This window comes from Halosimplex aquaticum (assembly GCF_028747785.1).
Taxonomy (GTDB): Archaea; Halobacteriota; Halobacteria; order Halobacteriales; family Haloarculaceae; genus Halosimplex; species Halosimplex aquaticum.
The window spans coordinates 39,793-57,232 of sequence record NZ_CP118160.1 but is presented as its reverse complement, the minus strand read 5'-3'; the positions used below and the strand labels follow the sequence as shown (position 1 = coordinate 57,232).

General features: G+C 55.1%; 21 protein-coding genes. 12 read left to right on the top strand and 9 right to left on the bottom strand.

Features of this window, described 5'->3' with window-relative positions:
* The first annotated feature begins 189 nt into the window (after positions 1-189).
* From arsD to PSC72_RS24830, 6 genes are all read left to right on the top strand, one after another.
* Positions 190-519: an arsenite efflux transporter metallochaperone ArsD gene (gene arsD / locus PSC72_RS24855; protein ID WP_248653057.1), complete on the top strand. Its 330-nt coding sequence runs from the start codon at positions 190-192 to the stop codon at positions 517-519.
* A gap of 3 nt (positions 520-522) precedes the next feature.
* Complete coding sequence (gene arsA / locus PSC72_RS24850) at positions 523-2,448, top strand: arsenical pump-driving ATPase (protein ID WP_274326413.1); 1,926 nt, start codon at positions 523-525, stop codon at positions 2,446-2,448.
* Entirely contained in the window at positions 2,445-2,813 is a 369-nt protein-coding gene (gene hcsL, locus PSC72_RS24845) for a halo-CC-star protein HcsL (protein WP_254270705.1), read from the top strand. Before arsA ends, hcsL begins: the two co-directional genes overlap by 4 nt.
* The gene (gene hcsS, locus PSC72_RS24840; RefSeq protein ID WP_248653054.1) at positions 2,804-2,992 is read left to right on the top strand and encodes a halo-CC-star protein HcsS; all 189 of its coding nucleotides are present in this window, start codon (positions 2,804-2,806) and stop codon (positions 2,990-2,992) included. The genes hcsL and hcsS overlap by 10 nt, the downstream gene beginning before the upstream one ends.
* 162 nt (positions 2,993-3,154) lie before the next feature.
* Positions 3,155-3,460, top strand: coding sequence for a SelT/SelW/SelH family protein (locus PSC72_RS24835; protein ID WP_248653053.1), 306 nt, complete (start codon positions 3,155-3,157; stop codon positions 3,458-3,460).
* 350 nt (positions 3,461-3,810) lie between these two features.
* The gene (locus PSC72_RS24830; RefSeq protein ID WP_248653052.1) at positions 3,811-4,188 is read left to right on the top strand and encodes a winged helix-turn-helix transcriptional regulator; all 378 of its coding nucleotides are present in this window, start codon (positions 3,811-3,813) and stop codon (positions 4,186-4,188) included.
* A gap of 110 nt (positions 4,189-4,298) precedes the next feature.
* Here the strand turns inward: PSC72_RS24830 and PSC72_RS24825 are convergent, their stop codons facing one another.
* From PSC72_RS24825 to PSC72_RS24810, 4 genes are all read right to left on the bottom strand, one after another.
* A complete protein-coding gene (locus tag PSC72_RS24825) occupies positions 4,299-5,144 on the bottom strand; it encodes an arsenite methyltransferase (RefSeq protein ID WP_274326412.1) in 846 nt (281 codons plus the stop codon).
* A complete protein-coding gene (locus PSC72_RS24820) occupies positions 5,137-5,496 on the bottom strand; it encodes an ArsR/SmtB family transcription factor (protein WP_136718286.1) in 360 nt (119 codons plus the stop codon). The genes PSC72_RS24825 and PSC72_RS24820 overlap by 8 nt, the downstream gene beginning before the upstream one ends.
* Positions 5,497-5,854: 358 nt before the next feature.
* Positions 5,855-6,340, bottom strand: a complete 486-nt coding sequence (locus PSC72_RS24815) for a hypothetical protein (protein ID WP_274326410.1) — start codon at positions 6,338-6,340, stop codon at positions 5,855-5,857.
* Positions 6,333-7,205 (bottom strand): ParA family protein, encoded by an 873-nt coding sequence (locus tag PSC72_RS24810; protein WP_274326409.1) that lies wholly within the window; start codon positions 7,203-7,205, stop codon positions 6,333-6,335. Before PSC72_RS24810 ends, PSC72_RS24815 begins: the two co-directional genes overlap by 8 nt.
* Positions 7,206-7,698: 493 nt before the next feature.
* Here PSC72_RS24810 and PSC72_RS24805 point away from each other — a divergent pair, with 493 nt between their 5' ends.
* Together PSC72_RS24805 and PSC72_RS24800 are read left to right on the top strand one after the other, a co-directional pair.
* Positions 7,699-8,373 carry a helix-turn-helix domain-containing protein gene (locus PSC72_RS24805; RefSeq protein ID WP_274326408.1) on the top strand — a complete coding sequence of 225 codons (675 nt, stop codon included), beginning with the start codon at positions 7,699-7,701 and terminating at the stop codon, positions 8,371-8,373.
* Positions 8,370-9,065: a nucleotidyltransferase family protein gene (locus PSC72_RS24800; protein ID WP_274326407.1), complete on the top strand. Its 696-nt coding sequence runs from the start codon at positions 8,370-8,372 to the stop codon at positions 9,063-9,065. Before PSC72_RS24805 ends, PSC72_RS24800 begins: the two co-directional genes overlap by 4 nt.
* Positions 9,066-9,148: 83 nt before the next feature.
* On the opposite strand, the gene PSC72_RS24795 is transcribed toward PSC72_RS24800, so the two are convergent.
* The 5 genes from PSC72_RS24795 to PSC72_RS24775 all read right to left on the bottom strand — a co-directional run bounded on the left by PSC72_RS24795 (position 9,149) and on the right by PSC72_RS24775 (position 13,429).
* The gene (locus PSC72_RS24795; RefSeq protein WP_274326406.1) at positions 9,149-9,502 is read right to left on the bottom strand and encodes a hypothetical protein; all 354 of its coding nucleotides are present in this window, start codon (positions 9,500-9,502) and stop codon (positions 9,149-9,151) included.
* Positions 9,503-9,577: 75 nt separating this feature from the next.
* Positions 9,578-10,012 (bottom strand): TRAM domain-containing protein, encoded by a 435-nt coding sequence (locus tag PSC72_RS24790; protein ID WP_274326405.1) that lies wholly within the window; start codon positions 10,010-10,012, stop codon positions 9,578-9,580.
* Positions 10,013-10,077: 65 nt separating this feature from the next.
* Positions 10,078-11,078 (bottom strand): IS630 family transposase gene (locus PSC72_RS24785; RefSeq protein ID WP_274324088.1). Its coding sequence is split into 2 segments (ribosomal slippage): positions 10,078-10,586 and positions 10,586-11,078, totalling 1,002 coding nucleotides; the frame shifts between segments, so codons are not numbered across the junction.
* A gap of 708 nt (positions 11,079-11,786) precedes the next feature.
* Positions 11,787-12,419, bottom strand: coding sequence for a hypothetical protein (locus PSC72_RS24780; RefSeq protein ID WP_248653044.1), 633 nt, complete (start codon positions 12,417-12,419; stop codon positions 11,787-11,789).
* Between the two features lie 161 nt (positions 12,420-12,580).
* A complete protein-coding gene (locus tag PSC72_RS24775) occupies positions 12,581-13,429 on the bottom strand; it encodes a hypothetical protein (protein WP_274326404.1) in 849 nt (282 codons plus the stop codon).
* Positions 13,430-13,541: 112 nt separating this feature from the next.
* Here PSC72_RS24775 and PSC72_RS24770 point away from each other — a divergent pair, with 112 nt between their 5' ends.
* The 4 genes from PSC72_RS24770 to PSC72_RS24755 all read left to right on the top strand — a co-directional run bounded on the left by PSC72_RS24770 (position 13,542) and on the right by PSC72_RS24755 (position 17,434).
* A complete protein-coding gene (locus PSC72_RS24770; protein WP_274326403.1) occupies positions 13,542-14,561 on the top strand; it encodes a hypothetical protein in 1,020 nt (339 codons plus the stop codon).
* Between the two features lie 42 nt (positions 14,562-14,603).
* A protein-coding gene (locus PSC72_RS24765; protein WP_274326402.1) for an IS630 family transposase occupies positions 14,604-15,604 on the top strand; the annotation gives its coding sequence in 2 pieces (ribosomal slippage) (positions 14,604-15,093 and positions 15,093-15,604; 1,002 coding nt in all).
* 232 nt (positions 15,605-15,836) lie between these two features.
* Positions 15,837-16,019, top strand: a complete 183-nt coding sequence (locus PSC72_RS24760; protein WP_274326386.1) for a hypothetical protein — start codon at positions 15,837-15,839, stop codon at positions 16,017-16,019.
* The gene (locus PSC72_RS24755) at positions 16,016-17,434 is read left to right on the top strand and encodes an argonaute/piwi family protein (protein ID WP_274326385.1); all 1,419 of its coding nucleotides are present in this window, start codon (positions 16,016-16,018) and stop codon (positions 17,432-17,434) included. Before PSC72_RS24760 ends, PSC72_RS24755 begins: the two co-directional genes overlap by 4 nt.
* The last annotated feature ends 6 nt before the right edge of the window (positions 17,435-17,440 follow it).

Genomic DNA, 17,440 nt, shown 5'->3' with positions numbered 1-17,440 from the left:
GATTAACTCACATACTCTATTAAGTCGTTAATGGAGGTCATTAGTGGGGCGAGTACTCGTGGGTGAGCGAACCAAAGTGTTTATGCTGATGTCTGAACAGAGTTTTAATTGAATCGTTGGTAAACTAGATGCGGTGGTTTGTGACCACGACTCTACCGGCAGCCGGAACGGTAACCGAGGAGACCACATATGATAGAACTCACACTGTACGAAGAGGCGATGTGCTGCTCCACAGGCGTCTGTGGCCCCGATCCCGACGACGAACTCGTCGAGGTCAGTGCCGCACTTGATCAACTCGAAGAGGAATTCGATCTCGAGGTGTCGAGGGCGAATATGCAACACGACATCGACCGATTCCTCGAGACCGAGGCGATCGCCGATCTCGTCGACGAACACGGCCCCTCGATCCTCCCCATTACGGTCCTCGACGACGAGATACTCGCCAAATCGGCGTACCTCTCCTACGACGAGCTCGCGGGCGAGATCCGCGAGCAACAGAACACGCCCCAGGAGGCTTAACCGATGAGTACGGACACTACGCCACGAGAGCTCGTCGAACCGAGCAGTGACGACACAGAATTCGTCTTCTTCAGCGGGAAGGGCGGCGTCGGCAAGAGCACCGTCAGTTGTGCGACTGCGACGTGGCTCGCCGATAACGACTACGAGACGCTGCTCGTGACGACTGACCCTGCACCGAACCTCTCGGACATCTTCGGCCAGCAGATCGGCCACGAGGTGACTGAAATCGAAGGCATCGAGAACCTCTCTGCCATCGAGATCGACCCGGACACGGCGGCCGAAGAGTACCGCCAGGAGACCATCGAACCGATGCGCCAGCTGCTCGACGACGAGGAGATCGAGACTATCGAAGAGCAACTCAACAGTCCTTGCGTCGACGAGATCGCAGCCTTCGACAATTTCGTCGACTTCATGGACAGCCCCGAATACGACGTGGTGGTCTTCGACACCGCGCCGACCGGCCACACCATCCGGCTTATGGAGCTGCCCTCCGACTGGAACGCTGAACTCGAGAAGGGCGGCTCGACCTGTATCGGCCCCGCGGCCTCGATGGAGGACAGGAAAGACCAGTACGAGCGGGCCATCGACACGCTCCAGGACACTGAGCGGACGACCTTCGGGTTCGTCGGCAAGCCCGAAGACTCCTCGCTCGACGAGATCGAACGCAGTGCCGCCGACCTCGGTGAGCTCGGCATCGAGTCCCAGATGCTCGTCGTCAACGGCTACCTCCCCGAGTCGGTCTGTGAGGACCCCTTCTTCGAGGGGAAACGCGAGGACGAACAGGCGGCCATCGAACGCGCGGAAACCGAGTTCAACGCCGACGCAATGGCAACCTATCCCCTCCAGCCTGGCGAAATCGCCGGCCTCGACCTGCTGTCGGACGTCGCGGGCGTCATCTACGACGGCGAGAACGCTATCGTCGACGTCGGCTCGGCGACCGACGTCGAGACCGACCAGTCGGTCGACGTCGATGCGCTGGCCGACCCAGAGTCGGTCGCCGACCGAGTGACGCCGGGCGACGACACGCGGTACCTGTTCTTCACCGGGAAGGGCGGCGTCGGCAAGAGCACCATCGCCGCGGCGTCGGCGACGAAGCTCGCGGAGGCGGGATACGAGACGCTCGTCGTGACCACGGACCCGGCAGCCCACCTCGAGGACATCTTCGGTGAGCCGGTCGGCCACGAACCGACGTCGGTGAGCCAGGCGAACCTCGACGCGGCCCGCATCGACCAGGAGAAGGCCCTCGAAGAGTACCGCACGCAGGTCCTCGACCACGTCACTGAGATGTACGAGGACAAGGAGGACACCCAGATCGATGTCGACGCCGCGATCGCGAACGTCGAGGAGGAACTGGAGTCACCCTGTGCCGAGGAGATGGCGGCGCTCGAGAAGTTCGTGAGCTACTTCGAGGAAGACGGCTACGACGTGGTGGTCTTCGACACCGCGCCGACGGGGCACACGCTCCGCCTGCTGGAGTTGCCCTCCGACTGGAAGGGATTTATGGACCTCGGCTCGCTGACGAAGGGTGCCGCCCCAGCGAAGGGCGACCAGTACGACGAGGTCATCGAGACGATGCAAGACCCTGAACGGACTTCGTTCGCGTTCGTCATGTATCCTGAGTACACGCCCATGATGGAGGCGTACCGCGCGGCCGAGGACCTCGAAGACCAGGTCGGTATCGAGACAGCGTTCGTCGTCGCGAACTACCTGCTCCCCGAGGAATACGGCGACAACGCGTTCTTCGCGAACCGGCGGGCACAGCAGGAGAACTACCTCGATGAGATCAAGGACCGCTTTGAGACGCCAATGATGCTCGCACCACTGCGCCGGGACGAGCCAGTCGGACTCGAGGAACTGAGCTCGTTCGGCGACGAGATCACTGGCTTGTCAGCTCTCCCGAAGAAGGAACCGGAGGTGACGATCTCATGAGTGAAGTTCGCTCGGACGAGGAGCCAGTCGAAGCGTCGTTCCAGACGTTCGTCGAAATGCTCACCGATTCCGAAACCTATCAGGAGTTCACGGCAGCCAGCCGAGCCCTCGAGAACGACTCGGAAGCGACGGCACTCCTCGAGGAGTACCGGGAAAAACAGCAACGGATGCAACGCGATGGATACGATCAGTCGCTGCTGAGCGAGCTGCGAGAGCTCAAATCGGAGATGGCGGACAACGAGACCATCCAGCGACACAAGGACGCACAGGAGACGCTCGTCGATCTGCTCCAGGAGACGAACGACGCGATCAGTGAGCAGATCGGCCGCAAGTTCGCCCGGTCAACTGGAGGTGGGTGCTGTTGAGCGCGACCGACGAGGAAGTACTGGCCGCTGCCGAAGCGTTCGGCGAGGAACTGGCAGAGAGTCAGCCTGACGGAGCGTCATCTGAGTTCGAGACGATGCTCAAAGAGTACAACGACGCGATTAGCGAAGCGACCGGCCTGAACTACGGGAGCGTCTGTAGTACCGACGACTGCTGCTGACTATTCCCATGTAGAGGCCGGTACTCGTCCGGCACTTGTATGCGGATATATATTCTTCGTGATAGCACATTCGACGGGTGGTTTCAGCGCTGAAAGGTACTTCGTACCAGGGTACTGTCATCTTATGGGGGCCGTCCACGTAGTGGTTCCTGTGATACTCCGATGACAAGCGTCGAAGTCGAATACTGTGACCCGTGTGGCTTCATCGACCGCGCAACGGAAACGCAGACACAGATTCTGGAGTCGTGTGGCGAAACAGTGGACGGCGTCGAACTGGTCCCCGGCGAGGACGGCATCTTCGAAGTTCGAGTCGACGACGTTGTCGTCTTCGACGTCGACGAGATCGAGTACGACCTCACGACAATTATGGAGGGTGTGTGTGGGCAACTCTCTGACTGTGACTGTGATCCCCGCGAACTCGTCGACGAGGTTCCCGATTCGAATGATTGCAGTCCTGGGTGTTGTTGAGTTCACTCTATACAGATGAGCAAGACTCGTGTCGATGATTTCGACCAAGCTATTTGTCGAGGAACCCACCCGGACGTCGAGACAGCGTGCCCACATCTCGTGGCCGGCCAGGACGGAACGGGTCGTGCAGTTGTTGATAGACTCGCTCGGCTCGAGACGAAAGCACTCGAAGCCGCGACTGGTGCCAAGCAATTCAAGTGCGAACATTGTGGCTGTCCACTCGCGAACCTGGAGGGAATGAATCTCGCTCCTGATGAGTGTCCTCGCCTACAGATTCACGACGGGTGAGCGCGACAGCTGACAGAGGCCACTGACGATACTTTCGAGTGTTTGCACGCCCATTAGCGGGTATGAAGACGACCGACGTGTCTGATTGGCAGCAGTCGTGGCACCAACTGCGAGAGATTCTCGGCTCGAAGTGGGCGTTTCACGCCTTGCGGTTGCTTTCGGATCGACAATACGGGTTCAACGAGATGCAGCGCTCCATCGACGGCGTGACGGCGACGATGCTCTCACGACGACTGAAAGAGCTACAGTGTCACGGCTTCGTCGAGAAGCACGTCGAAGCGACGACGCCGCCCTCGACGACGTACGAACTGACCGAGAATGGGGACGCATTCGTCGAACTCCTCGAAGAGATGGAAGGAATGATTGGTCTTGCGGAGTGCTCCGACGGAAGCGAGTGTGCAACCACGGACGAGTCGTCGAAATGTGCGACAGTTCAGTAGTTCAATATCGAGATCAGACGGTTCTCGATCGGTTTGATGATTCGTAGGGGTTCGGTTAATTCGCCTGCAAGAATGCTTGAGTAGTCGAACCCAGCAGTACTCGAAGTGAGTCAGACGTCGCGAGGTGGTCTCCGGGCCTCGATGGTTGCAGATACGAGGTAGTCACCGAGGTCCCGGTTCGCATCCCAGTCACTGATGAACTCGGTGCTCTCGTCCTTGGGCTCTATCTCGATTGCTTCGAAGCCGGCACTGTCGAGCATCGCTTCGAGGGCGTCGACCGTTGAGGCCCCAGCGACGCAGCCAGTCAGCGAGTCCGGATCCATCTTGACATCGTCCGGGAACGGCGCGGTTTGGACGACGTCTGAAATGGCGAGGCGGCCGCCGGGCTTGAGGACCCGGTAGGCGTCATCAAACACGCGCTGTTTTTCCGGGGCGAGATTGACGACGCAGTTCGAGATGACGACGTCGACGGTTGCGTCAGCAACGGGGAGATGACTAATCTCGCCGAGACGAAACTCGACGTTGTCGGCGTCGTTCTTCGTCACGTTCTCTCTCGCTTTTGAGACCATCTCCGGGGTCATGTCGACACCGATGACGTGTCCGTCCGGGTCAACCTCCTGTGCAGCGAGGAAGCAGTCGAAGCCCGCACCGGAGCCAAGGTCGAGCACTATCTCGCCGGGCGTCATCTCGGCGAACGCTTTCGGGTTTCCACACCCGAGGCCGAGGTCCGCACCGTCGGCGACGGACGCGACGTCGTCCGCGTCGTAGCCGAGGCGTTCGCTCCCGGTCACGTCCGTGTCGCCGTCACAGCACCCACCGTCGTCGGTGACATCGATGCCGACATCGCCACAGCAGTCTTGGTCATCCGAAGCGATAGTCCCGTAGCGTTCGCGCACCATCTGACGAGTCTCCTCGGGATCGGGGTCACCGGTCGCTGTCTCAGTATCGTTACTCATAGGTTCCTCGCAGGTCGTCGAGCGTTTCGAGGAGGGCTGAGGTCGTTTCAGTCGTTTCGTAGTACCGCCAAGACCCCTCCTTGCGGCGCGTGACCAATTGTGCGGTGTACAAGCGAGAGAGTGCTTGGCTGACGGCACTTTGACTGACGCCGACTGCGGCTTCGAGATCACAGACGCAGACGCCGTCGTCGGCGTTCGCGATTCGGCGAAGCAGCTCGTATCGCGTGTCGTTCCCCATCGCGGTCAGCACTTGGAGATCCGTCGCCATCGTATCTGAGTCAACATCACCGGGCGGTGCACAGCAGGGAGCAGTCCCTTCCGCGGTTCCGTCAACGATCGCGTCCTCTACCATATCAGGTTCAGCTTATACAAGCAAATACTAATATGTTTTCCTCGACGGAACCATTCGCAACTGTAGAATCATCTTAGACCCTCGGTGTAGCCTCAACACCACCGATTTGAATCCCGAATCAGTGCGCTAGAAAGACGAGTACATCGACGAAACTGTCTGAAGTAAAATCCACGTTCGGGATTATGTGTGCTGAATGCGTATGCATTGAGAGCTCCAGTCTCAACTTCTGCGCGACCGCCGTTCGGACCCGGTTCCGAGAATAATCGCGAGACTGCAAGCAGATAGCTTGCTACACAATCTGCATAATGTACAATGCGCACGAAATCTGAATGATGAGGGAAATCACCCAAATCCAATGTTAGTCGTTCGTAGCTTGCTCGCTCAGCATCTCCACAACTTCCTGAACACGTTCCTCATCGGCTTCGATACCACGCTCCCGGAGGATCTGGAGGGCGACCTCATCACCGTGGTCCGCAATTACCCGGAGACACGCATCTTGAAACTCTCTTCCCTCAAATTCGGGAACATCAAACATAGAGCACACAGCAGTTACCGATGATCGCATCCGGGTGACGCCATCCCACGTGTCCTCCCGGACATAGAAGCCGTGCATATCGGTCTCATCAAAGGAGAAGGCCGGTCCACCGGTGGATTCGTCCACATCCTCCTCATCCTGCTCAGGAATGGACTCAGTCTCCGACTCTGTGTCCTCAGTAGTTATCTCTTCATCCGGTTGCAGTTCATCCTGGGTGTCAGTACGTTCGTCGTCATCCGATTCGGCTCCTTCCTCCGTTTGTTTGAGCTGTTCAGCGACGTCCCCGAAACGGTCGTCCTCATTAGGCATAGCTGTGTTCCTCCACGAGGTCCGCTAAGTGGTCGAAATTCGGGATCTGGTCGCAATCTTCGTCGAACTTCGAGACGGGCATTCCTTGCTTGAAGGCGCGGGAAATTGCGGTCCGTTCGCGAATCCCCGGCTTCGGGATATTATCGATGGTGCGTCCCGAATCATCGAGGGCATCAAAGATCTCCGGGTCCACACGAGCGTACTCAGGGACGAACGAACCGAACTCTCGGTTGAGATTTTCAACGAGAGTCCGATGCTCGTTGCGTTGTCCCATTGTTTCGCGAATCATATTCGGAGTGACTGCGAGGATATCCAACCCGATATTCTGCCGGATTGGGGAGATCTGGCGTTCAATCATCTTATTGAGGCCGTTGATCGAGCCAGCACGCGGGATTAGCGGGATTATGACGCGCTGGACGGCGATGAGGGCGTTGTCGGAGAGTTTCCCACGGCCGCCTGCGGCATCAATTATCACGTAGTCGTATCCATTTTGAATGAGCGGATCGACAACGTTCCGCCGAAGCTTCACGTCTGCGAACCGTTCGTCCTTCAGCCTCGTCTCAACATTCTCGAGCTCGTTACTCGACGGGAGGAGGTGAACGCCGAAGTCCGTCTCGATAAGCAGGTCTTCGGGGTCCTCACCATCGATAAGGGCGTCACCGAGGTTCGCATCTCGGTCGTACGCATCGTCGTATCCCAACTGGGTCGTCATGTGCCCGTCCTTATCCAGATCCAATAGTACCGTCTCATGGCCACGAGCAGCGAGTCGATCAGCGATGTTGAGCGCGATCGTGGATTTCCCTACCCCTCCCTTGAGCAACGAGACAGCTGCTCCGGGGAGCCCTTCAAACTCGTCAGCACTCATAGCTCAGCACCCCGTAAGAAGCGGATTTTGTACATTTTGTAGGTAATGTACATTGGGTAGATGTTAAAGGTTGCGCGAGTTTTGTCGATAATGTACGTTTTGCACTGGTCATACGCGGTCAATGAAGCTCGTCCATCTTAATTCTGTGTCAGACAGATTGCGTACGCCATCCCCACAATCTACATTTTGTACATTACGTAGATTGTTGGCACAATCTCAATTGGCATAATCACCGTCGACCCTACGCAATCTACATAATTTAGATTATCAGCATTTCATACATATTCATCACAATCTTTGCCACCCACACGAACCAATTGAAGAAGCCCAATTTGCATTATCTACATTATCCACATTATGCAGATTGGCTATGAGATCTACATTCTTCAGTCATTCAATGGGAGAGTCCTGAGTGATAGAACTCAGACAGAGCCGTTCTACCCCGTCCTCTAGTAAGACTTTTAACTGTTACCGGATTATTGGTAACCACCAGATGTATGAGGTTCTCGACGACACCGCGGCGCAGGTCATCCTCACCATCGAGAGTGGTGACTCCATCCGCCGTGTCGCCCAACACCTCCACACGCCCTACGAGACAGTGAGACAGGCCGTCAATCGGCTGGAAGACGCAGGCTACGTTTCATATGACGACGGCCTCACTGTCGTCGACGAGCGCGTACGCGACGCAGCGCTCGAGCTCGTCGCTGCCAGCGCCGGCGTCAGTCCACCCTCCATCGAGGAAACGTACGTCATCCCACAATTCGGTGACTGGTCGTTCGCGTTCACGCGGATCGACGCCGTCTACGTGTGGACTCAGGGCGGCTACCAGGTCGGTCGCGAGCCCGACGACTATCCACTGTTCCTGGCGGTTCGTGAGCAGGACGTCGACGCCTGGGAGGGGTTCTTCGAGTCCTTCGACCTCCCGACCGCATTCGAACGACAGCCCCGAGACGAGCTTAACGGACCGCTACAGATGGTCCTCGAGCCACGCCCGTCACTCGACATCGGATACGTCGAGGGGTACCCGGTGATACCGAGAGCAGAGACGATCGAGTACATGCGCGAGAACTACGCCCAGTTCCAGTCGGCGCTGGCGATGCTCGACCGGATGTACGAGGACCTCGACCTCGGCGTCACGTATCGAGAGACGGAACGGGCACAGCCATGAGCTTCAACAATCGAAGTGACGCACTCATCGAACTGCTCGAAGAGCTCACCCAAGAAGGCCACGAGTACGTTCTCGTCGGTGGCTACGCAGTCTCAGCGTTCAACGCACGCTTCTCTACGGACCTCGATATCGTCGTCGCACCGGACTCCAAGGCCGAGTTCGTCCGATTCCTCGAACGTCGGGACTTCGAGGAAACGGACAGCCACGCCAAGGAGTGGTTCTACGACACCGAAGTGATCGAGTACGAGAAGCGACTCACGCCGCAACAACCGATCGGCTTCGATCTCCTGGTGAACGGCCTTGGGTGTCGCCAGACTGAGGCACAGTGGTCGTTCGACTACCTGTACGACCACAGCCACCAACAGGAGGTGAGCGGGGGCACAGTGACGACAACGGCCAGAGTCATCGATGGGGCAGTCCTCGTCGCGGCAAAGCTCCACAGTGGCCGAGAAACGGATCTCCGAGACGTCCTGGCAGTGGCTGAAGAGATCGACCTCGACGCTGTCACACCCCACCTACGGCGAGGGGACGACGATGCGCTCCGGGAGCAACTTGAGCGTGGTCTGGAGATCTTGGAGAGCGACGAACTCAAACACGGATTTCGGAGTGACTTCGGGGCCTCAGCTGTCTCAGAAGAAACGGTCACCGCTCTCCAAGAGTATCTGTCTGCACAGATTGACTACCTGAGCTGAAGCGGTCGGGACCCCCTTGATCGGAAGTGAAGATAGGGACTTCAGCGGTGCTTGCAGTCAGTCAAAAAATTGGAGGGGCGGTGTCAGTCGACCGTCGCTAACACACGGACATCCGTAGCTGAGTGTCGTTCCCGTTCAGTTCGAGCGCCGTGCTCGCGGAGGAACTCATCAATACGGTCGGCAAGGGACTCCGCATCCTCCCTATCGACGTGGACGATCAGCGTCGGTCGCTCCTTGTCGCTGTTCTCAATCACGAGCGAGACATCCTTGAATTCGTCCGGCTGTCTATACGCCTCGAACTCATCGGCGACCTGGTCGGCCAGGTCATCGAGTACCTCAATCGGTTCCTTTGTCATAAATTGAATTTCGGCCTTGGAAGGTTGTGCCATCGCGAACGCGTGAAGAAAACGTGACGTGACTTTCAGAACCACCTCCATCAGACAAACTCGAACGGAGCCTTCTCACACCGATGGTTTACCGAGAAGAAGACTGATCCACAGAAGGGAAATGGGTTAGAGTGCTCGCGGATCGCTACCGACGATGCTCGCAAACGCGACGTTCTCCTGAACTTGTTCGATTTCGACTGTTGGCTCGTCGCCGGGTTGAGCGCCGGGAACGATCACGACGTACCCCCGTTCGACTTTCGCAATACCGTCTCCTTGATCACCGACGGTTTCGATTGTCACGTCGCGCACTTCTCCCTCATCAACAGGAGGACCAGATGAATCGTTGCTCGTGTTCCCCTGAGAGGAGGGATGCCGTGGGCTCTGTGGAGATGTTGATTCAGCTTCGGAGGATGAATCAAGAAGAGCGATGCGGTACGTTTCATCAACAGTCAGCGCCCCATGCTTGATCTCACTCGGAGGAATCTCGATGACGAATGTGCCATCCTCCTCCTTAATTTTCGCAGTGAACAGCGAACACAGGGAGTCTGAGATTTCTACCATAGCTGGGTTTTGATACTGGATACAATTAATCGGTCTCTTTGAGAAGGAGCGAACTATAGTGGACGTTAGAAATAATTGCTCACCTTTGGAAGCGACAGTTGGTCGAGAGCAGTATCGATCGCGGTGGTCAGTTGCTCAAGCGAGTCGAAGAACCGGTTGCTGAGAGCGTTTTGGAGTTGTCGCCAGCACTCTTCGACAGGGTTGAGTTCCGGCGAATACGCCGGTAACGTGACGAAGGCGAGGTCGTCACGGGCCGCTAGGTCCGTGACGGCCGACGCCTGGAAGTACGGCGCACCATCTAATACGACGATCAAGTCTTCTTCGAATTCTTCGCATAACGCGAGAATGAAATGTTTTGCATGATCGGCGGTGACGTACTCGGTGAACCGTGAGAAAAAACAGTCACCGTCTTCGGTGATTGCGCCGAGCAGACACGTCCAGTCGCGTTGGCCGGACAATTCGGCGCTCGGCCGCGTGCCGCGCGGAAACCACGCGGCACGCGGCTCGACTTGCACCGATTTCTTCGTCTGATCGATACAGACTATTTTGGCGTCCATCTCCGCTCGCTTTTTTTGATCTCGTCGTGGAACTCTTCTTGGTCGGATTCTTCAGCTTCGGCGGCTGTGCGGCGTGGTTTTTGATAACTCAATCCAGCTTCTTTCAACAGCCGCCGGCAGCTCGGATAGGAGTACTCGACATCGTAGGCGTCTTCGAGAAATTCCTGGACGAGCGCCGGCGTCCACGCCGGCGCGTCGATCCCGGCCTCTTCGGGCGGTTCGTGCACGGCTTGTTCGAACTCTTCTTGCTGTGATTCTGAGAGTTTTCGTTTTCTCCCGGATCGATGATCATCAGACACAGCTTGCTCAAGCGGTTCGTCCGTATCAAATCGCATCAGCCAGCTGTAGATCGTTCTTCGACCGGTGTCGTGCCACTCTGCAAGTTCGGATTGCGTTACGCCGTTTTTGTACGCAATTGCGGCTAACAACCGTTGTGTCGGCTTGTTTCCCTCGACGTTGTCGAGGGCGTCTTGGAGGTCTTCGACGGAGATCTCGTCGAGGTGGTCCATTGATCACAGCAACACTCTCTGAGCGGAAAGTTCTAACGGCTACTATAGATCAGCTGTCCTCAGTTGGTTCTTCCCAAGGAATGTCTCGCTTGTGGACTACAGCGAGCTTCGAGTCGTCATCATCTTCCATTGTACTAAGACCACGCTGGACAAGAGTGTGAACCTGTCCAGCAGACTCCGGGAACGAAAATTGGTCATCCTCCGCGTCAGCACGGAGTTCCAGATAATGGAGGTACAACCTGAACGTCGTATCTGCTCCGATAGGCCACCAAATCGTCCCTATCTGCTCATCTACCTGATTGTCCCAATGCTCTATGAGTTCACGGATATCGTCGACGAGCTCCTCCCCCGGAGGTGCGAAGGCGGAGGGAGTATTCCCGATCCCGCTCCATATCTTCGATTATATCCTGAAGGAAAGGCTCAGCCTCCAAGGCGGTAGGTGAGGTCTGATCCGCTTCTAGAAGGTGTTCTAACGCCCGAATTTCTTCACGCCGAGCGGCTACAGCGTATGCGACATTGTACTTGTCCTCGGGGAAGATTTCGTGCTGACTCGGTTGCTGTGCCTGAGGATCAGTATCCCCGGTGGATGAGCTAAATAAGGTCTCAAAGAGTCCCATACGCTTCGTCCGGACGGCACCCATAAGTACTTCCTGTCAGAGTGGACCTCAGCTCCGGCGACAGTGTACCTTCTAACCAGTCGTTGCGTAATCAGAAGATTTCGTGTGAATCCTGACCGACTTGGGAACGAGTATGAAACTCATCCAAAATATAGAGGATTGTAACATCAAATAATGACGTCAGTTGTTGCTGATATCGGACGATGTCTTTCTTATCTCCGGTCACAACACGGTGAAGCACATCGCGTTCTGCAAGCCCTATTGCGTCAAGAAGCCACTGAGAGTCTACAGGAGGAATCCGGGACTCTTGAATTCCGATGTGCTCCTTGACTAGACCGCGAGCGCGCTCCTGATCGTCATAAGTTGACGACATGACGTGGACAGCATCCATTAGTGCGTCTTTCCGCTCCTTTGCGTCGTGGAGAACACGATCTCGAAGATCTTCGACACACCGTTTTGCATTCCGTGGGGTGATTTCACGCGAGGAGAAGTAGTTCTGGAAGTGCCGAACAAAGTGTGGCTTGGCCTGACTTCGAACCTCAATATTATCGAAGAAAATCTCTAAGATACTCTCAAAGGAAAGCCCATCGTAGCGCTGTAAATCGATTTCTCGATTGTACATTGGGATATTATCCTCGACATTCTCTTGAAAGTCTTCAAGAACGGTCCCGAACACGCCATCGGTATCGTCAGGGTCAACTTGTAGCTGATCGGGGTCGGACACAACTCGAGGCGCTCCTTGTGGACGGCTGCAATACTCGTAGATTACAAACTCACTCGTGAAGAGCGTGTTATGACCGTCTAGGATACGCTCTGCTTCTACGGCCCACCGGTCGTGAGAAAACGTGAGTCCAATGAGGACGTTAGTGTCTACGAAGTATCGAGTCATTGGCCCGGATGGAGATCTTCGTGCGCAATTCCCCGGCGTTCAAGAATCGGAGCAACAAGTTCGTCGGCTGCACTCCGTTCAGATTCGAGTTCGGTCGCTAATCCAGAAAATTTCGCATCAAGGTCTTCCTCTTCGAATTCGTCAAGTTTCTGGATCGCAGAACTCCGAGCCTCCTCAAACGAGGTTATACCGAGGTTTCCACGGACCTCTTCCGGAGACATTCCCTGGGCATGCCGTTGAGCAAGCTCGAGTGCAAAGATACGCCAGAACGTTACATTCACCGTCATCAATCTGGAGGGATCAGGAGAATGCGAATGGAGTTCTCGAGTGACTGCGTTATACCACTTGATTAGTGGTCGATCATACTCCGGAAATCGGTTGTTTGGAAATGATTCAAAAGTGTCGTGGACGGAGCTGAGTACCGACTCTCTGCTTGGGTCAACCTCAAAGAAATCGTGGTACTCCGTATGTAACGTTCGTATTTTCTTATCTAACTCCCGAAAATCCCGCTGAACCTGATACGGTGCATCATCATACATTCGGTCTGTGAGCCATTCTAATCCATGTTCGTAATATTCAGAGAGAGCCTCTGAGACAACAGAACGTAGGCGATCTTCAAGTCCGGGCTCGTTAATACTCGCTGAGGGGACAGTCGAGGGCGTGGCTGGAGAGACGGTACCAAAGAGATACCAATAATACGGGATCGAGATATCCAGATTTCGCTCGGCAGATTTGACGTCAATACGGTAGAGGAGCTTGTGAAGCGACTTTTTCGGTAACGCATCCGCGGCCCCACGTTCGCGATTGAGGAGACGCAGAGTCGTTCCCAAGTCCTCGCGGTTCATTATCTCCAATATATACCGCTCGGATTATAGAAGTACCGTCGTATCCCAGTAGACTATCCAACGACTGAGGGAAAAGTAATTCACACGAGACTTCCTTGTAACGAGATACAACGTGCCCATCTACAATCTATATAAAGAGCGGGAAGGGACGGCGAGACGCGGGGAGGACTATAAGGAAGTCGTCATCGAGTACATGGAAGGGCTGAATTACATGGTCGAACGGGATTCAGCCTTCCACTCTACGCTTGACGATATTCAGTTTGTGAACAAAGCTACGGGCGATAAAGTGGTAGCTGAGGCAAAAGCGTATTCCACAGGCCTCAGCCCGAATGATTTTAGAGACGAACTCGCCCGGTATTTCCTCGAATACATCAAACAGCCCCAACCCCACCGTTTTGATTTCTATATTTTTACGGAGACACTCTCTAATGACCAGCTCTGGAAAGCCCTATTCGATCGTGATATCACCGATAATCAGAAACTGGTCGACTTCTACGAAAAACTCAAAGACAGCGTTAACGATGAGGTCGTAGGTCGGCTAGATGATACTGATGTAGATGAGTTCCGAGATTTTGCTATTGATACCCATGTTTTCGTAGGTACATACGATGACCTCCGTCAACAAGCTCATCAACTCGAGAAAACAGAACGGTTCCAGTACGAACCATATCTTCATTCGTATGAACCGGTTTCTGAGGAAACAGAATATGCGACGAATCTGTTTCAGGTAACCCGCTACCCAGAGACACTGTACATCATAGAGACGACAGAGGATGCCGAATCTGCTCGAGTCTATAATTACAACAACGAAGCGTTCCCCATCAAGCTTCACGAGCGGAAATTATATTCGCTCGTTCATCCGGACCATCTTCCGGGGTCTACTCGTCATTACATACACGAGGACCGTTTCGAAACACGAGAGTTCGAGGAGTTCCTCCAAACGCGGGCTCAAGAAGAGGAGCGTGAAAATATCGTAAGGTCCCTTCTCAGAGGGATTTTCACTCTCGTTGCAAGAGATAACGATTGTCTCATCGACCGTGAGAAGGGAACAACCGTATACCCGAAACTAGACCGCAGACAGCACGGTACCGAACGAAAACTAGGTCGATCATGGGTTACAAAGGAGTTATAGTAGCCGTTAGATATATTTGCAAGTAATTTGTTGAAGTAGTTAGTGGAGCACCTCGACGAGATCTCCGTCGAAGAGCTGCAAACTGCTCTCGACAACGTGGAGGGAAAGAAGCCAACAGAGCGGTTGTTAGCAGCTATCGCCTACAAGAACGGAGTCACGCAAGAGGAACTAGCCGAGTGGTACGACGTCCACCGGAAAACGATCTACAACTGGCTCAATCGACTCGACACCGACGAGTCGATTGAGCACGCCGTTGCTAATGCTCACCGCTCTGGAAGAAATCGAAAGCTTTCGGACTCACAGCAACAAGAGTTCGAAGAAACTGTTCACGACCTACCTGAAGCGGCTGGGCTCGACGCGCCGGCGTGGACGCCGGCGCTCGTCCAGCAGTTTCTCGAAGAAACCTACGGCGTCGAGTACTCCTACCCGAGTTGCCGGCGGTTGCTGAAAGAAGCGGGACTCAGCTATCAGAAACCGCGCCGCTCAGCCGCCGAAGCTGATGAAGACGACCAAGAAGAATTTCACGAAGAGTTCAAAAAAAGCGGCGGGAGATGGACGCCACCGTAGTCTGTATCGACCAGACCAAGAAATCTGTCCAGGTTGAGCCGCGTGCCGCGTGGTTTCCGCGCGGCACGCGCCCAAGCGTCGAACTCTCTGGGCAGCGTGACTGGACGTGTCTGTTGGGCGCGATCACCGAGGACGGTGATCGCTTCTTCTCCCGGTTCGAAGAGTACGTCACCGCCGACCACGCAAAACATTTCATCTTAGCACTATGTGAAGAGTTTGAGGATGACTTGCTCGTGGTGCTTGATGGCGCACCGTACTTCCAGGCGTCAGCTGTCACGGACCTGGCGGCCCGTGACGACCTCGCCTTCGTGACGTTGCCGGCGTATTCGCCAGAGCTCAACCCGGTCGAAGAGTGCTGGCGACAGCTACAACAGGCGCTCAGCAACCGGTTCTTCGACTCACTTAACGAGCTGACGACGGCGATCGACACCGCTCTCGATCAACTCTCTGTTCCAAAAGTAAGTAATTACTTCTAACGCCTACTATAGACTCCTACCCCGATGTCATCCACCGCGGTGTCAAAGTACGAGTACGGCGCTATGCGGGAGAATACCACTACGTTCTGCTACCCACACAGGTTTTCACTTCAGATGGTCGTCGACCTGTAACAGGCGAGCGTAAATCACGGCTCCAAAACGACTTCTCGCCAAATCGTTTCCACGCCCAGAATAGTAAGTACGACCGCTGCGTGTCTGGGAAGAGTTGCTGATGTCGGATCAGACCCAGCTTGACCGGTTTCTGGGTGAAAAGATACCCGTCGTAAAGGAACTCGAAGTAATCAGAGTTGACTCGCTGTCCCTCAATGTCCGCCCGCCCAAAGACGGAGACGAACGTGATGAGCTCATCGAGTCAGCTTCTGATCTCGAAAGCACAGGGGGAATTGAACAATGACGCCTGAAGCTTCCCCGTTCACGCTTCGTCACCTCGAGGAGCCAGAGATTCAGTTTGAAGGAGGTACTGAAACCTCCCCCAAACGAGGCCTTATCAGATATGGTCCACGGCTCTATGAGGAAGGACACCATACAATCAAACTCGGGATTATCGGCGATCGAGATTCGATCCGCCGGTTGACCGAACTACTTCATGATATGGAGGTCGGGATCCATCCAGGAACAAGTGATAATCCGTGGCAGGTTCCGTATCCCGGCCTAGGTAAGAGTTCCCCGCTCAATCTCTCTATTAATGCAAAAAAGGGCTGGAGACGCCAAATTCGTCGACGAGACATCCAATCTGTTACGGGTAAATCGACCCCCAGAGATCGGATGGAGCGATTCCTGAAGCTAGTGCGGAAAGACATAGAGATAATCGAACGGGATTCGGTTCAGCCGAACGCAATCATCGTCTGTATTCCGCAAGAAGTGATGGACGCGTGTACTCCTGAGAACCAGGACCATGCGCGAATCCAGTCGGAAGGTTCTGACCTGCGAAATCGAATCAAGCTGATCGGGATGGAGGCTCGAATCCCCACACAGCTGATTAAGCCATCCACACTTGCGATCCGTACTGGCCGACAGCGAGCATCTCGGGCCTGGAATCTCACAGTTGGACTTCTATACAAGTCTCAACGAGGGCATCCCTGGAAAACTCGGCAGATCGAAGATGGGCACTGCTACGCAGGGCTCTCGTTCTACAGAGAGCGAGACGAAGGAGATGATGTGATTCGAGCTGCTCTTGCTCACGTCTTTCACGGACGGGACCATATTATCCTTCAGAGCGATCCACTCCCGGATATCACCGAGGACGAGAATGGATCTCCCCACCTCTCATATGAGGCGGCTAGACAGGTAGGTGAGCAGATTCTGGAATATTACGAAGCTCAGAAAGGGACACGTCCCAGCCGGTTCGTCCTTCATAAGCCATCTGTCTTCTGGGAAGAAGAACGTGAAGGGTTGCTTGATGCCACAGACGGTGTTCGCGATTTAGATCTAGTCTGGGTTCGTAGGCGGCCAAAGGTCAGATTGTTCCCACCTACGGATTATCCCGCCATGCGGGGAACCCTCCTGAGCGTCCCTGATGACGACGTCCACTATCTCTACACATCCGGATATGTCCCGGAAGAGACGACCTATCAGGGGAGTGGAGTACCATCGCCGATTGAGATCCGACCTGACGAGATTTGTGAGACACCCTCGTTAGAGATCTGTAAGGAAATTCTCTTTTTCACAAAACTCGACTGGAATACATCGGACTACGCAATTCGGATGCCAGCAACCGTGAGTGTTGCAAAGCGTGTCGGTACAATCCTATCCGAAGTAGATACTGAGTCCATTTTAGAGGTTCGGCCACAGTATTTCTACTATATGTGAATCGGT

Coding starts and splice junctions, on each gene's coding strand:
- PSC72_RS24830 (WP_248653052.1), top strand. CDS start 3,811: ATGAAGACGACCGACGTGTCTGATTGGCAGCAGTCGTGGCACCAACTG.
- arsA (WP_274326413.1), top strand. CDS start 523: ATGAGTACGGACACTACGCCACGAGAGCTCGTCGAACCGAGCAGTGAC.
- PSC72_RS24820 (WP_136718286.1), bottom strand. CDS start 5,496: ATGGTAGAGGACGCGATCGTTGACGGAACCGCGGAAGGGACTGCTCCC.
- PSC72_RS24790 (WP_274326405.1), bottom strand. CDS start 10,012: ATGGTAGAAATCTCAGACTCCCTGTGTTCGCTGTTCACTGCGAAAATT.
- PSC72_RS24760 (WP_274326386.1), top strand. CDS start 15,837: ATGTCGGATCAGACCCAGCTTGACCGGTTTCTGGGTGAAAAGATACCC.
- hcsL (WP_254270705.1), top strand. CDS start 2,445: ATGAGTGAAGTTCGCTCGGACGAGGAGCCAGTCGAAGCGTCGTTCCAG.
- PSC72_RS24805 (WP_274326408.1), top strand. CDS start 7,699: ATGTATGAGGTTCTCGACGACACCGCGGCGCAGGTCATCCTCACCATC.
- PSC72_RS24755 (WP_274326385.1), top strand. CDS start 16,016: ATGACGCCTGAAGCTTCCCCGTTCACGCTTCGTCACCTCGAGGAGCCA.
- PSC72_RS24835 (WP_248653053.1), top strand. CDS start 3,155: ATGACAAGCGTCGAAGTCGAATACTGTGACCCGTGTGGCTTCATCGAC.
- arsD (WP_248653057.1), top strand. CDS start 190: ATGATAGAACTCACACTGTACGAAGAGGCGATGTGCTGCTCCACAGGC.
- PSC72_RS24775 (WP_274326404.1), bottom strand. CDS start 13,429: ATGAACCGCGAGGACTTGGGAACGACTCTGCGTCTCCTCAATCGCGAA.
- PSC72_RS24795 (WP_274326406.1), bottom strand. CDS start 9,502: ATGGAGGTGGTTCTGAAAGTCACGTCACGTTTTCTTCACGCGTTCGCG.
- PSC72_RS24825 (WP_274326412.1), bottom strand. CDS start 5,144: ATGAGTAACGATACTGAGACAGCGACCGGTGACCCCGATCCCGAGGAG.
- PSC72_RS24800 (WP_274326407.1), top strand. CDS start 8,370: ATGAGCTTCAACAATCGAAGTGACGCACTCATCGAACTGCTCGAAGAG.
- PSC72_RS24815 (WP_274326410.1), bottom strand. CDS start 6,340: ATGCCTAATGAGGACGACCGTTTCGGGGACGTCGCTGAACAGCTCAAA.
- PSC72_RS24810 (WP_274326409.1), bottom strand. CDS start 7,205: ATGAGTGCTGACGAGTTTGAAGGGCTCCCCGGAGCAGCTGTCTCGTTG.